Below are 15,659 nucleotides of genomic sequence, written 5' to 3' on the forward strand. Positions count from 1 at the left end.
ATCAAAATTAGTATATTTGAACTCCATCATAAAGATGGAGTTTTTTATTATTATGAAAAATATATTCGCCCTTCTTTACCTATTTTTTTCCTTTTCATTATTAGCACAAACTAAAGTAAGTGGAGTAGTCTACGACGATACCAAGCAGACTGTTCCTTATGCGAATGTTTGTTTTAAAGGAACCCGCGAATGTGTCACTTCTGATGAAAACGGTAAGTTTTACATTCAATCGGATAATAATCATTCTGCATTGTTAATTTCTTATGTTGGATTTCAGACTACAGAAATAAAGTTAGACAAACCGGTCTCCTATGGATTGAAAGTAATCTTTCAAGGAACTAATCAATTGGAAGAAGTAAAAATATATGCCGGAAAAACCTCGAAGAAAAACAACCCCGCTTTGGATATTTTGAGAAAAATATGGGAGAAAAAGCGTTCCAACGGATTGTACATGTTCAACCAATATGCCATGAAAAAATATGAAAAAGTAGAGTTTGATATGAATTCTATCGATTCAGCTTTCATGAAAAACAAAGTATTCAAAGGGCTAGAATTTATTTTTAAACAAGTTGATACTTCTAAAATTACTGGTAAGACCTACCTTCCTATATTTATCAATGAGTCTTTATATGACGTATACGGAGATAACCCCAAAGGGAAAAAGAAGGAAGTATTGTTAGGAAACAAGAACTCTGGATTGGGAGAAGGTGCGGGAGTAGAAACTTTTATAAAAGATTTGTATTCTGATTATGATATTTATAACAATTATCTGAATTTCTTCGATAAGAACTTTGTGAGTCCTTTATCTAGAACAGGGATTAATACTTATAATTACGTCTTAACCGATAGTACTTTTATAGATAATAAATGGTGTTACAATATTGTTTTTTATCCGCGACGTAAGAATGAATTAACGTTTAAAGGAGATTTTTGGGTTAATGATACTACGTATGCGATTAAAAAAATTAATCTAACGGCTTCTAAAAGTGCCAATATTAACTGGGTTAAGGATATTTATATCGAACAGGAATTTGATGTTTTAAACGATTCTGTGTTCCTATTGAAAAGAGATTACATGATGTCCGATTTTTCACTTTCTAAAAAAGAAAAATCAAAAGGAGTTTATGGGAAAAGGACAACTATTTTCAGTGATCATAAATTCAACGAAGTTAAACCCGATAAATTCTACAAGGAAACTGTGAACGATTTCGATCCTATGGCATTTAAAAGAGATGAGACCTTCTGGGAAGACAATCGAATGGAGAATTTGAGTAAGGATGAACTCGGGGTTTATAAAATGCTCGATACCCTCAAAACAGTCAGTAAATTCAAGCGCATGTATAACCTGACGACCATTTTGGCGAGCGGTTATATTCAGAAGGGGAATATCGATTTTGGTCCTATTTATTCTATTTTTGGGAATAATGATGTTGAAGGACAGCGTATTCGTTTGGGAGCACGAACGTATTTTGGAACAAACGATTTATGGCGTATTGAAGGATATACCGCCTATGGATTTAAAGATGATAAATTCAAATACGGAATTTCCGGAAAATGGATGGTTAACAAACGCAACAGATTAATTCTTGCCGCAGGAAATAGACGAGATGTAGAACAAATAGGAGTGAGTTTAACTACCTCTAATGACGTTTTAGGAAGAAGTTTTGCTTCTTCATCAGTCTTTGCCAGTGGAGACAATAGTAAACTGACTAATGTGCATCTTTCTTCGTTTTCAGCAGAAATTGAACCTGTGAAAAGCTTAGTATTCAAAGCAGGCTTGTCACACAGAACCTTAGAATCAGCTTCTTCTACTTTTAGTTTGAATTATATTAAAGAAGGAACTATTTTTTCTAAAGTAAATCAGTCCGAGTTGACTTTTGGTGTAGATTATACTCCTAAAAGAAAAACGGTAGGTTACGGTGTGGAACGATTGGAAGTAGATAATAATTATTCCCGAATCTTTATAAACTACAGTCGAGGCGTTAAAGATTTGATGAAGAGTGATTTTAATTACCACAAATTACAATTGTATTACCGTCAACCTATTTATATGGGAGGTATGGGCCGTTTGTTCTCTACTTTTGAAACCGGAAAAATATTTGGACAAGTGCCATTGGGGTTAATGGCAGTAGTGCCGGGGAACCAATCGTATTTTGTGATTGACAATACTTATAATCTGATGAACTATTATGAGTTCGTGACTGATCAGTACACTTCATTGCATTTAGAGCAGCACTTCGGAGGTCGTCTATTCTCTAGAATTCCTTTCATGAAAAAACTCAACTGGAGAGAGATTGTTGGAATTAAAGCGGTTTATGGTAGTGTTTCTGATGAAAATAAAGCCATCAATGCTTCAGGACTTAATTATTTAGCTCCGACCAAAGGGTATTGGGAATATCATGCTGGGGTAGCTAATATTTTTAAAGTATTTCGCGTAGATTTTGCTTGGAGAGGCAACTACTTAGAACTTCCAGATGCTAAAAAGTTTACAGTGAAAGCCGGTTTTGGATTCTATTTTTAATGAAAAAAGCTTTCGATTTCTTAATAGAAAAAGATCATATTTTTAGGCAAATTGTAGATACTTACGGTTTGCCTGAAGTTATTCCGTCAAGACCCGAAGGATTCGAAACCTTAGTATTGTTAATTCTCGAACAACAAGTTTCTATCGATTCAGCCAAAGCTGCTTTTTTAAGAATTCGCCAATTGGTTCAAGAAATTAAACCGGAAAATTTGATCGATTTGACTGAAGAAGAGTTCAGGAATCTAGGAGTTAGTAGACAGAAAGCAAAATATATAAAATCACTTTCGGAAGCCGTATTGACTCAATTGATTCATTTGGAAAGCTTGTCATCTAAAAATGAAGAAGAAATCCGTTCAGAACTCATTCAACTCAAAGGTATTGGCAATTGGACCATCGATATTTATCTCATGTTTTGTCTCAAAAAAGAAGATATTTTACCCTTAGGAGACGTTGCTGTGGTTACTACAATGAAAGAGCTTTTAGAGCTTCAAGACAAAAGCCAAATGGAAGACTATGCTCAAAACTGGGCTCCTTATAGAACCTATGCTTCGTTTTTGCTTTGGCATTATTATTTGCAAAAAAGAGGGCGAAAAATCTCATATCAGTATTAAAATAACAATCTCTTTATGTAAATTTCTTGTACAACGATTTTTTTCTGTTAATTTTGCAGCCTCAAAAAGTTAAAAAAGAAGTAAAATGACTGCAGATAAAGTAAAAACTTTCGACGTTTTAGTTGAAATCCCAAGAGGTAGCCGTAACAAATATGAGTACGACTTCGATTTGAAAAGAATGCGTTTCGACCGTATGTTGTTCTCTTCAATGATGTACCCGGCAGATTACGGTTTCATTCCTGAAACGTTAGCATTAGATGGTGATCCACTTGATGTGTTGGTGCTGGTAACAAAACCGACTTTCCCAGGTTGTGTAATTGAAGTTAAGCCTATTGGTGTTTTTCATATGGCCGATGACAAAGGACCGGATGAAAAAGTTATTTGTGTGCCTATCTCAGATCCAATTTGGAATAAATTGAATGATTTGTCAGATATCAATCCTCACTTATTAAAAGAGATCGAACATTTCTTCGAAGTTTATAAAGATTTAGAAAATAAAAAAGTAGATGTTCAAGGTTGGGGTGATGTAAACGAAGCGCAAAGAATATTAAAAGAGTGCGTAGATCGTTTCAATGCCATCGAAAATAAACCGGAAGGTTTGTTCAGCATAAAATAGTTTTTTGTTTTTTAGTTAGTAAAAGGCAACATTTCTTCGATGAAGTGTTGCCTTTTTTCGTATTGATTTTCATATATTTACGATATTAACAACTAACCAAATAACAAATTATGGAAGCAATGATGATTTATGTACCGCTGGCTATGGCGGTAGTAGGCTTGCTGTTTATGGGTGTAAAAGCCCGATGGGTGAGTAAACAGGATGCCGGAGACGAAAAAATGCAGAGTATCTCTAAAAGTATTCAAGAAGGAGCAATGGCATTTCTTAGAGCAGAATACAGGATTCTGGCCATTTTCGTAATTATAGCGTCAATAGCATTATTTGCAGTTTCTCAAGTCGTTAAAACGTCACACTGGATGATAGTGGTGGCGTTTATTTTTGGCGCTATCTTTTCGGCTCTTGCGGGAAATATAGGAATGAGAATTGCAACGCAATCCAATGTAAGAACTACTCAAGCAGCCAAAACATCTTTGCCACAGGCTCTAAAAGTTTCTTTTGGAGGTGGGACTGTCATGGGGCTAGGAGTAGCGGGACTTGCAGTGCTAGGGTTGAGTATTTTTTTTCTGTTCTTTTTGAATCAGTTTATCACATCAGATAGAAATAATTTTTACGAGGAAATGACCATTGTTTTAGAAACTTTGGCTGGCTTTTCTTTGGGAGCTGAATCCATTGCACTTTTTGCTCGTGTGGGAGGTGGTATATACACTAAAGCGGCTGATGTAGGTGCTGATCTTGTTGGAAAAGTTGAAGCAGGTATTCCTGAAGACGATCCTCGAAATCCGGCAACCATTGCGGATAATGTTGGAGATAATGTTGGAGATGTAGCAGGAATGGGAGCCGATTTGTTCGGTTCTTATGTAGCTACCGTATTAGCTTCAATGGTGTTAGGGAATTACATTATTAAAGACATGACCGAAGCCTCTGGGACTCAGTTTTCAGATGCGTTTAACGGAATGGGACCTATTTTACTTCCTTTAGTTATTGCTGGAGTAGGTATTTTAGCCTCTATTATTGGTACTTTTTTCGTGAGTATTAAAGATAATGATGCCAAAGAAGCTCAAGTGCAATCGGCTTTAAATTTAGGTAACTATATTTCTTTAGCGTTAACTGTGGTTGCTTGTTGGTTTCTGATAAAAATGATGTTGCCGGAAAAAATCAATATGAATTTTTTTGGTGAGGGAATGAAAGAGGTACCTAGTCGTCATGTGTTTTATGCAACTCTAGTGGGATTGGCTGTGGGCTGGTTAATTTCAGCTATAACAGAATATTTTACCGCTTTGGGTAAAAAACCGGTATTGAATATTGTACAAAATTCTTCAACGGGAGCAGCGACGAATATTATTGCTGGTTTGGCTACAGGGATGAAATCAACCTTTGGTTCGGTATTGTTATTCGCTGCGGCAATTTGGGGAGCTTATACTTTGGCAGGATTCTACGGCGTGGCAATTGCGGCTTCTGCCATGATGGCGACCACGGCTATGCAGTTAGCGATTGATGCTTTTGGTCCGATAGCAGATAATGCAGGGGGTGTGGCTGAAATGAGTGAGTTGCCAAAAGAAGTACGTCAGAGAACAGATGTCTTGGATTCGGTTGGAAATACAACTGCAGCCGTAGGAAAAGGTTTTGCCATAGCTTCTGCTGCGTTAACCGCTTTGGCTTTATTTGCAGCTTATGTAACTTTTACAGGAATTGATGGTATTAATATTTTCAAGGCCGATGTGCTTGCAGCTTTATTTATAGGTGGTATGATTCCGGTAGTATTTTCGGCTTTAGCTATGCAATCTGTTGGAAAGGCAGCTATGGATATGGTGAATGAGGTGCGTCGTCAGTTTAGAGAAATTCCAGGAATTATGGAAGGTACTGGCAAACCTGAATATGGCAAATGTGTCGATATTTCCACTAAAGCGGCATTGCGAGAAATGATGTTACCGGGAGCCATCACAATTATCACTCCAATAGTTGTTGGAGCCTTAATGGGAGCTGAAGCCTTAGGTGGTTATATGGCTGGTGTTTGCGTTTCGGGAGTGTTATGGGCAATTTTTCAGAATAATGCAGGAGGAGCATGGGACAATGCCAAGAAATCGTTTGAAGCTGGTGTGATGATAAATGGCGAAATGACTTATAAAGGTTCTGATGCACATAAAGCAGCGGTAACGGGTGATACGGTGGGTGATCCTTTTAAAGATACATCTGGTCCTTCTATGAATATCTTAATCAAGTTAACGTGTTTGGTAGGTTTGGTTATTGCTCCAATATTAGGAGGTGGACACGCTGCATCTGCAACTCCGGGAGGCAATGGTTGTGTTAAAATGGAAAATTGCCATAGAAAAGGAAAAGGACAGCACGATATGAATTGTTGTGCTATGATGTCTAAGGAAGATTGTATTAAAAAAGGTTGTCCTAATGATTGTAAACAAAAAGACTGCGATGGTTCGATGATGATGGGGAAATGCGCTTCAATGACCAAAGAAGAGTGTGCAAAAATGTGCGATAGTTTAGGTTATTCTCCGGAACAAAAGCAAATGTGTTTGTCTCATTATGATAAAGATGGAAAATGGATGCACGGCGAAAGGCAAAAAGCCTGCTGTTCAAAATGATAAAAAAAATCCCGAAGCTTTTTAGTTTCGGGATTTTAAATTTTAGAATAGTCCATTCAATTCGGCATCGATTCGGTTGATAATCATTCCTAAATCTTCCGGATTATTCACGAAATCAATATTATCTACATCTATAATCAATAATTTTCCTTTGGTATAACTTTGAATCCACGCTTCGTAACGTTCATTCAATCGACTTAAATATTCGATAGAAATAGTGTTTTCGTAATCACGGCCGCGCATGTGTATTTGCTTTACCAAATTAGGTATAGAACTTCTCAGGTAAATAAGTAAATCAGGAGCTTCTACCATAGTTTCCATTAATTCGAATAAGGATCGATAGTTTTCAAAATCCCTATTGGTCATTAATCCCATCGCATGAAGATTGGGAGCGAAAATATGTGAATCTTCATAAATCGTTCTGTCTTGAATGATTTTTTTACCACTCTGGCGAATTTGTAAAATTTGACGAAAACGACTATTCAAGAAATAAATCTGTAAGTTGAAACTCCATCGCTCCATCGAATGGTAAAAATCATCCAGATAAGGATTATCAACCACATCTTCAAAATGAGGTTCCCATTTAAAATGTTTCGATAAAAGTCTGGTTAAAGTGGTTTTTCCTGCTCCTATGTTTCCTGCAACGGCTATATGCATTATGGTAAGTTAATTTTATAATTGGTAATTCCTTCGGGAGTAAAAATAGTTAAATTTTGGTTTTTAAAGTAGAAACTTTTAAAGGAGTTTTGAACATTTTCTATTAGGGTTGACTTGTTTTTTGTTACTTCAAAAAGATATAATTTTTGGTCTTTTTCATAAATTAAGGTCAATCCATCATTAAGAGAAATACGATCGTATTCAGGTATTTTGCCTAATCCTTGTTTTTTTCCAAACAGATCACTACGGTATAAAATATTTTCAGTATCAATCCAATAAAAATAATTCAATGCAGTATCGTAATTTTTAATAGTAGTATCAAAAATAGTGCCTATGTTTTGAAATGTTCCAGACGTGTAATGGTATATTTTGAGTTGTTGTGTATTTTGATCAAAAAACCAATATCCGTTTTGAGTAGCATTTCCAACGGCAGTTAAAGTCAAACTATTGTCTATTTCAGAAAAATTGATTCTCTGAATTTCATTCAGTTGATTGTCTAGAACGATGAGGGTATTAAAATTTTGATAAAAAAGCAGAATTCGTAAGGGATTTTGTAAATCAACTTTAGTGATTTTTCCGAAGGATACATTTTTGTAATGAAAAAGTTCGTGTTTGCTTTTTTTGAAGAAACTATTGTTTTTAATGTAATACAGGTTATTGTAAATATCTTCTCCAACGAATTCATCGGCTTCAATAAATTGAGAACTGGTTTTTGAAGCTATAAGACTGGTAGCTTGAGAAAAACATAGGGTGTGTACCAAAATTAAAGTAAAAAAAAGCAGTTTTTTCATGTAAGCTAATTTACAATATAATTTGTCTAAAAATAAAAATCCCGAGCGGATCGGGATTTTTTTATGGTTGTTTTTTAGGATTAAATCCCAAAAGCAGTTTTAATTTTGTCTACGAAGTCTAATTTTTCCCATGTGAATAATTCTACTTCTAATTCTTTAACTTCTCCTGATGGTGAAACAAAACGTTTTTTAACTACTTCGTTTTTACGGCCCATGTGTCCGTAAGCCGCTGTTTCACTGTAAATAGGAGTTCTTAGTTTCAAACGTTGTTCAATAGCATACGGTCTTAAATCGAATAACTCGTTTACTTTTTCTGAAATTTGAACATCTGTTAAACCATTTTTAGCTGTCCCGTAAGTGTTAATGTAAACATTACAAGGTTTTGCAACACCAATAGCATAAGAAACTTGTACCAATACTTCATCTGCAACGCCAGCAGCTACAAGGTTTTTAGCAATATGACGAGTTGCATAAGCCGCAGAACGGTCAACTTTAGAAGGGTCTTTTCCTGAGAAAGCACCTCCACCGTGAGCACCTTTACCTCCGTAAGTGTCTACGATGATTTTTCTTCCAGTTAAACCAGTGTCTCCGTGAGGTCCTCCAATTACGAATTTTCCAGTTGGATTAATATGGTATTCAATTTTATCGTTGAATAAATGTGCGTATTGAGGATATTTAGCGATGATTCTAGGAATTAAAATCTCAATAATATCTTTCTTGATTTTTGCCAACATTTCTGTTTCTTCAGCAAAATCATCATGTTGTGTAGAAATTACAATAGCATCAATGCGAACAGGTTTGTTGTTGTCGTCATATTCTAAGGTAACTTGCGATTTTGCATCAGGACGCAAATAAGTGATTGCCGAATTTTCTCTGCGTAATTCTGCTAATTCTTGCAATAATTTGTGAGAAAGATCTAACGCTAATGGCATAAAATCTTCAGTTTCGTTAGAAGCATATCCAAACATAATACCTTGGTCTCCTGCACCTTGAGCATTTGCTTTCGTTTCAAAATCAGCTTCAGTTTTAATTCGGTCTACACCGCGATTAATGTCGTCAGATTGTTCGTGAATGGCAGATAAAACACCACAAGAATTTGCTTCAAACATATATTCACTCTTAGTGTAACCAATTTTTTTGATTACTTCTCGAGCGATACTTTGTACATCCAAATAGGTTTTAGACTTTACTTCTCCGGCAAGAATTACTTGTCCAGTTGTAACTAAGGTTTCACACGCCACTTTCGATTCAGGATCAAAAGCTAAAAAGTTATCGATTAAAGCGTCGCTAATTTGGTCAGCTACTTTGTCCGGGTGTCCTTCGCTCACTGATTCTGACGTAAATAAATAAGCCATAAAATTTAATTTTAAATTTAATTAGTGAGGAAATAATTGCAGGGATTGCCTAAAGAGTAGTAGTTACTGCTTTAGCATTTTTTTTAAAGAGGTCGCAATCAGTTCAAATTTTTCCTCGTGATTTTCGGTTGCAAATGTATGAAAGGATTTTGAATTGATATGAATATTAACGTTATTTTTTGTCTTGTTGTAATTTAATTTTTTGTAAATAGTGTCTATAGAGGTCTATTTCAAGTGGTACTTAATGGAATATAGCCTTTGTAAAATATTTTCCATAAAAACGATTTTAAAGAATAAAAATCTTTTATTTGTTTTTAAAATAGTAAAATTTAGAAAAATAATTACACTCAATCTGTTTTTACAGAAAATTACACTACTTTTGTGAAGTTAAATTAGTAAAATGAAACAAATTCTTTGCAATACTTGCTGCTACATGTGGAAACCTTCCGCAGAGGATAGTATTGTGTAATTTGTTACAGAAAATATTGAGCCTCTGCCCGAAAGCAGAGGTTTTTTTATTTTTTAAATTAAAAAAGAATGATGATGATCAACCTTTTGAATAATAAATGTAATTGTTGCTGTAAGAAGTGCTGTATGAGTGCTCCAACAGTCTATTACCATATATAAAGACTTAATCTTGTTATAGTTCAACTGTAAAGTCCTTTTGGTAATAGTTCCAAAAGGGCTTTTTTTATGGCGATTATTGTTTTTTAAGTATTAATATAATCAATGGGTTACACTTTTTATTGTAAATTTAAAAGGATATATTTTAAGTCGAGATTGTCTTAAAAATAGTGAATCAAAAGTGAATTTCATTCAGCGTTGAAAGTTGTGTTTTGGTAACGAGTAGACGCTTAATAAAAAATGTGAAGATGAACGTTAAAGAAAAATCTAGTTTAGAGTTATTGTTTCAGCACAATTTGTCGGAACGATGTAGTGTTTTACAAAAGAAGAAAGTAGAGTTTTGGATTGAAAGTTTTGTGGATTGGCTGTTTTGTATAGAACAAGAATATGTCGACTTTGAACGGTTTGTTCAGAAGCAATCAGCCTTCCAAGAAGAATTGAGCGCGTTTTTGGTTCAAGTTAATGTTTCAGAAGCAGAGGTGTTGGTACAGTCTTTTTTTGATGATTTGTACGCCATACATCAAGTATTGTTGTCGGATTTAAATGCTATTTTAGAATTTGACCCAGCGGCAAAATCAAGAATGGAGGTCTTGCTAGCTTATCCTGGATTTTTTTCCATTATAGTGTATCGGATTGCTCATAATCTTTGGGTAAAAAATGTTCCGATTTTACCAAGAGTCTTGTCTGAATATGCGCATAGTAAAACAGGGATTGATATTCATCCAGCGGCAACTATTGGAGAGCGTTTCTTTATCGATCATGGAACTGGAATTGTGATTGGGGAAACAGCTATTATAGGAAACAACGTCAAAATTTACCAAGGAGTTACGCTTGGAGCCTTAAGTGTTAGTAAGGATAAAGCCGAAGAAAAACGACATCCTACGATAGAAGACAATGTGATTGTGTATGCGAATGCCACTATTTTAGGAGGAAAAACAATTATTGGAAGAGGTTCCGTAATTGGTGGAAATGTTTGGATAACCGAAAGTGTTCCGGCTCAATCTTTAGTGTTTCACAAGAGTGAAATAATCATAAAAACAAAAATAGATTATCATAACGTCATAGATTTTAGTATTTAAACAACATAAATAAATTAAGTAAAATGAAAGCAAATAATGTTTTAGAAACTATTGGAAATACACCAGTGGTAAGAATCAACAATTTATATGGGGCGGGTAAAAATGTATGGATTAAATTAGAGAGAACAAATCCAGGGAATAGTATAAAAGACCGAATAGCCTTAGCCATGATTGAAGATGCTGAAGCTAGAGGTGTTTTAAAGCCAGACAGTGTAATCATAGAGCCTACTTCCGGAAATACGGGAATTGGATTGGCTTTAGTTGGAGCGGTAAAAGGATATAAAGTAATCTTGGTGATGCCAGAGTCCATGAGTGTGGAGCGCAGAAAACTAATGCAGGTTTATGGTGCCGAATTTGACTTGACTCCTAGGGAAAAAGGAATGAAAGGGGCTATAGAGCGAGCTGCTGAATTAGTGAGTCAAATCCCCAATGCTTGGTCGCCTTCTCAATTTAATAATAATGCAAATGTTGAAGTGCATCAACGAACAACTGCCCAAGAAATTCTAGCAGATTTCCCTGACCGATTAGATTACATTATTACTGGAGTAGGTACAGGCGGTCATATTACTGGTGTGGCTTCGGTATTGAAAGAAAAATTTCCAGATTTAAAAGTGATTGCTGTCGAGCCAGAATTGTCACCGGTTTTAAGTGGAGGTAGTCCAGCGCCACATCCTATTCAAGGGATAGGAGCCGGTTTTGTTCCTCAAATTTATCAAGAGAATTGGATTGATGAGGTGATTCAGGTTGGTAAAGATGAAGCGTTTGAATTTGCAAGGGCTTTAGCAAAAAAAGAAGGGATATTCGCGGGTATTTCTACAGGAGCTTCACTAGCAGCTGTTGCCAAAAAAGTAGCCTCTTTGCCTGATGATGCAGTAATTTTGACTTTTAATTACGATACTGGAGAACGTTATCTTTCGGTTGAAGGACTTTTCTAAAAGAAACTGAAAGTTGTTTGGTACATTTTAACTTCAAAATTCTATTTGGAGTTATTTTGAACAATGGTAGGTTGGCTAGTTTAATTTTAATCAAACTAACACTTATTTAGAATAAAAATCTATTGATAATTATTTTTTAAACAAAATTTAGAAAAAACAACTATGTATTTTTTTTAAATAGATTTTTATTCTAAATTTGCAGTATAAATATTTTAAAAATGAAAACAACAATGTGCAATTCAATTTCTATGATGTGGAGCTATTCCGCGGAGGATTTTATTGCATAGTTTTTAATATAAAATTTCAATGAACCTCTGCTGTAAAAAGTAGAGGTTTTTTTTTGAATTTTCATTAGTAAAGAATTCAGAGTAATATTCTGGTTATTTGTTTTTTGTTTGTTAGGAGGCTGTCTCCAAATCATATAATTGGAGGCAGCTTTTTTTAAAGAGTATGGGAAATTTAAGTAAAATAAAACTGTCGGGCTTTAGGCTTCAAAATGGGAAACAACTCGAAGAAGTAAAGTTGACTTATCAGATTTTTGGTTTGTCTTTGGGAAGCGCTCCAGTGGTTTTGGTCAATCACGCGCTTACAGGAAATTCGAATGTTTCAGGTGCAGAAGGGTGGTGGAAATCATTGGTAGGACCACAACAAGTGATAGATACCAATAGCTACACAGTGGTTGCTTTTAATATCCCAGGAAACGGATTTGATGACAATGATTTTTTTGAAAATTATAAAGATTTTACAACCCAAGACATTGCTTTGTTGTTTTGGAAAGGGTTAGAGTCTTTGAATGTAAATGAGTTGTATGCCGCTATAGGTGGAAGTTTAGGCGGTGGAATTGTATGGGAAATGACTTTTTTGAAGCCGACAAGTATACGATATGTAATTCCTATCGCTACAAATTGGAAAGCTACCGATTGGTTAATCGCCAATGTATTGGTTCAAGATACAATTTTAAATAATTCTGCAAATCCAATACATGATGCTCGTTTACATGCGATGTTGTTATACAGAACTCCTCAGTCACTTTTGGCGAAATTTAATTTGGAAAAGAATGACCAACAGCAAAATTATAAAGTAGAATCTTGGTTGTTGCATCATGGTAAAAAACTAGAAGACCGATTTGGGTTGTTAGCGTATAAATTGATGAATCATTTGCTTAAAACCATTGGGCAGAACAAAACCCAGTCAGATTTGATTGCGTATGCTCAACAAACCAATGCGAAAATTCATCAAATCGCGATTAATTCAGATTACTTTTTTACGCCAGATGAAAATGTTAAGACACATTATATTTTAAAAGAATATACAAAAAATAGTAATTACCATCAGATTAATTCTATTCATGGGCATGATGCATTCCTAATAGAATATGAGCAGTTGGAGGATATACTCAAACCATTATTTGTAACACACAACAAAAAATAATAAGAATGAAAATTTTAAAATTCGGTGGAAAATCTCTAGCCAATGGCGACGGAATTAATCAGGTAGAAGCAATTATTGCTAAAAAATTTTTTGAAGACGAAACCATAGCGGTGGTCGTTTCGGCAAGAGGAAATGCAACGGATGAGTTGTATGAAATTTTAACGTTAGCACAAAGCGGACAAGCATACGATAAAGCCTGGGAAGCTTTCAAAAAATACCAATCTCAGGGCATAGAAGAAACGGTTTTACAAGAAGATTTTTCTGCATTAGAAAAACTTTTCGAAGGAGTGGCTTTGTTGGGAGATTACAGTGATAAAATTAAAGATCAGGTTCTCGCTTTTGGTGAAATTTTAGCGGCTAAATATGTAACAACGGTTTTAAATTCTAAAGGGTTACAGGCAAATTTTGTAGATGCTCGGTTACTGATTAAAACAGATGCTACTTTTGGAAATGCACAACCGATTGATTCTCTTTCCAAAAAAAATGTTCAAAAATATTTCGAAAACAATCCTGATATTTCCATCATAACCGGATTTATAGCTTCCACAGTCAACGGTGAAACCACTACTTTGGGAAGAAATGGAAGTAATTATACGGCTTCTCTTTTGGCCAATTATTTAAATGCTGCCGAATTTCAAAATTTTACTCACGTTGACGGAATCTACACAGCGAATCCAGAATTGGTAGAGGATGCCAAGAAAATTGAACGTCTCTCTTTTAATGAAGCCAATGAATTAGCCAACTTTGGAGCAACTATTCTTCATGCCAAAACCATTATTCCTTTGGTGGAAAAAAATATTCCTTTGCGAATTTTGAATACTTTCAACCCAGAAAATGAAGGGACTTTAATTACTGCAGAACAAACGGACGAAGGAATTAAATCGCTATCGGTTCTAGAAAATGTTTCTTTGATTAATTTAGAAGGACGTGGATTATTAGGGAAAACTGGCGTTGATGCTAGAATTTTTAAGGTTATGGCCGATAACGGAATCAGTGTCAGCATTATTTCTCAAGGCTCCTCGGAGCGAGGCATTGGTTTAGTAGTAAATACCGATCGGGCAACGGAAGCTTTAGTGGGATTAGAAAAAGAATTTGAAAATGATTTTTATACCCGAGACGTAAATCGCATTTCAGTAGATGATAATATTTCGGTGATTTCCATTATTGGTCAAGATTTAAGTACATTTCACAAGCCTTACACGGCTTTAATTCGAAATAAAATTGTTCCTATCTTATTTAACAATACCACGACGGGTCGAAATATTAGTTTGGTTATTAAAAAGAATGATTTAAAAAGAGCATTGAATGTAATTCATGGAGAGATTTTCGGTGTTACTAAAAAAATTAATATTGCCATTTTTGGACATGGATTAGTGGGCGGAACATTAATCAATCAAATTTTATCTTCTGCTAAAAATATCGAATTAAAAAAGGGAATTAAATTGAATGTTTTTGCCGTTGCTAATTCCTCTCGATTGCTAATTAATAAAAGAGGGATTACCGAGAATTGGAAACAGGAAATAGGACAAAATGGTCAAAAATATACGGTTAATGATATTATTCAATATGCAAAAGACAACCATCTAGAAAACTTAATTGCAGTAGATAATACCGCTAGCAAAGATTTTGTAGAAAACTATATAGAATTAATCGAAAATAGTTTTGATGTGGTTTCTTCCAATAAAGTAGCCAATACTTTAGGGTATGAATTTTACAAAAACATCCGAAAAGCATTGACCAAAAACCAAAAGAATTATTTGTATGAAACCAATGTGGGTGCTGGTTTACCATTAATCGATACCATCAAATTATTGCATTTGTCGGGAGAAAATATTACCAGAATAAAAGGGGTGTTTTCGGGCTCTTTGAGTTTTATTTTCAATAATTTTTCTGTTGAAGACAGACCGTTTAGTGAAGTATTGAAAGATGCGATTGCAAATGGTTACACCGAACCCGACCCGAGAGAAGATTTGTGTGGGAACGATGTAGCTCGAAAATTATTGATTTTAGCCAGAGAGTTAGATTTGCAAAATGAATTTAATGAAATCAAAATACAAAATTTAATTCCAGAACCTTTACGAGAATTGTCAACGAGAGAGTTTCTAGTAAGTTTAGACCAATTAGATGGCTATTATGATGAGGTAAAACAAAATCAAGAACCAGGAAATGTACTGCGTTACATCGGAGAACTATCGGGAGATTTACAACAAGATAAAGGAGATTTAGAAGTAAAATTAGTCTCAGTTCCGGAAAGTTCAGCACTAGGTCAGTTAAAAGGTTCGGATTCTATTTTCGAAATTTACACAGAATCCTACGGAGAAAGACCTATTGTGATTCAAGGTGCTGGAGCTGGAGCTTCGGTAACAGCAAGAGGTGTTTTTGGCGATATACTGCGTTTGGCAGATAAAGGTTAACTAACCACTATTTTAACCTGCAAGTTTT

11 protein-coding genes are annotated in these 15,659 nt (G+C 35.0%); 8 read left to right on the forward strand and 3 right to left on the reverse strand.

What is annotated here, in order from left to right:
- Positions 1-52: 52 nt before the first annotated feature.
- The 4 genes from NAT50_RS08275 to NAT50_RS08290 all read left to right on the forward strand — a co-directional run bounded on the left by NAT50_RS08275 (position 53) and on the right by NAT50_RS08290 (position 6,345).
- Complete coding sequence (locus NAT50_RS08275; protein WP_250592784.1) at positions 53-2,521, forward strand: DUF5686 family protein; 2,469 nt, start codon at positions 53-55, stop codon at positions 2,519-2,521.
- Positions 2,521-3,132, forward strand: a complete 612-nt coding sequence (locus NAT50_RS08280; protein WP_250592785.1) for a DNA-3-methyladenine glycosylase family protein — start codon at positions 2,521-2,523, stop codon at positions 3,130-3,132. Before NAT50_RS08275 ends, NAT50_RS08280 begins: the two co-directional genes overlap by 1 nt.
- An 85-nt stretch (positions 3,133-3,217) precedes the next feature.
- Entirely contained in the window at positions 3,218-3,748 is a 531-nt protein-coding gene (locus tag NAT50_RS08285; protein WP_250592787.1) for an inorganic diphosphatase, read from the forward strand.
- Positions 3,749-3,858: 110 nt separating this feature from the next.
- Complete coding sequence (locus NAT50_RS08290) at positions 3,859-6,345, forward strand: sodium-translocating pyrophosphatase (RefSeq protein ID WP_250592788.1); 2,487 nt, start codon at positions 3,859-3,861, stop codon at positions 6,343-6,345.
- Positions 6,346-6,387: 42 nt separating this feature from the next.
- Here the strand turns inward: NAT50_RS08290 and NAT50_RS08295 are convergent, their stop codons facing one another.
- The 3 genes from NAT50_RS08295 to metK all read right to left on the reverse strand — a co-directional run bounded on the left by NAT50_RS08295 (position 6,388) and on the right by metK (position 9,148).
- Positions 6,388-7,002 carry a deoxynucleoside kinase gene (locus NAT50_RS08295; RefSeq protein ID WP_250592790.1) on the reverse strand — a complete coding sequence of 205 codons (615 nt, stop codon included), beginning with the start codon at positions 7,000-7,002 and terminating at the stop codon, positions 6,388-6,390.
- On the reverse strand, positions 7,002-7,793 hold the full coding sequence (locus NAT50_RS08300) for a hypothetical protein (protein WP_250592791.1): 792 nt from the start codon (positions 7,791-7,793) through the stop codon (positions 7,002-7,004). The genes NAT50_RS08295 and NAT50_RS08300 overlap by 1 nt, the downstream gene beginning before the upstream one ends.
- Before the next feature lie 80 nt (positions 7,794-7,873).
- Positions 7,874-9,148: a methionine adenosyltransferase gene (gene metK / locus NAT50_RS08305; RefSeq protein ID WP_250592793.1), complete on the reverse strand. Its 1,275-nt coding sequence runs from the start codon at positions 9,146-9,148 to the stop codon at positions 7,874-7,876.
- A gap of 872 nt (positions 9,149-10,020) precedes the next feature.
- Here metK and epsC point away from each other — a divergent pair.
- From epsC to thrA, 4 genes are all read left to right on the forward strand, one after another.
- Positions 10,021-10,851: a serine O-acetyltransferase EpsC gene (epsC, locus tag NAT50_RS08310; RefSeq protein WP_250592795.1), complete on the forward strand. Its 831-nt coding sequence runs from the start codon at positions 10,021-10,023 to the stop codon at positions 10,849-10,851.
- Positions 10,852-10,874: 23 nt separating this feature from the next.
- Positions 10,875-11,786 (forward strand): cysteine synthase A, encoded by a 912-nt coding sequence (cysK, locus tag NAT50_RS08315; RefSeq protein WP_250592796.1) that lies wholly within the window; start codon positions 10,875-10,877, stop codon positions 11,784-11,786.
- A 450-nt stretch (positions 11,787-12,236) separates the two neighbouring features.
- The gene (locus NAT50_RS08320; RefSeq protein WP_250592797.1) at positions 12,237-13,217 is read left to right on the forward strand and encodes an alpha/beta fold hydrolase; all 981 of its coding nucleotides are present in this window, start codon (positions 12,237-12,239) and stop codon (positions 13,215-13,217) included.
- A gap of 5 nt (positions 13,218-13,222) precedes the next feature.
- On the forward strand, positions 13,223-15,631 hold the full coding sequence (thrA, locus tag NAT50_RS08325; RefSeq protein WP_250592798.1) for a bifunctional aspartate kinase/homoserine dehydrogenase I: 2,409 nt from the start codon (positions 13,223-13,225) through the stop codon (positions 15,629-15,631).
- The last annotated feature ends 28 nt before the right edge of the window (positions 15,632-15,659 follow it).

The sequence above is a fragment of the Flavobacterium luminosum genome (assembly GCF_023635005.1).
In the GTDB taxonomy this organism is placed as follows: Bacteria; Bacteroidota; Bacteroidia; order Flavobacteriales; family Flavobacteriaceae; genus Flavobacterium; species Flavobacterium luminosum.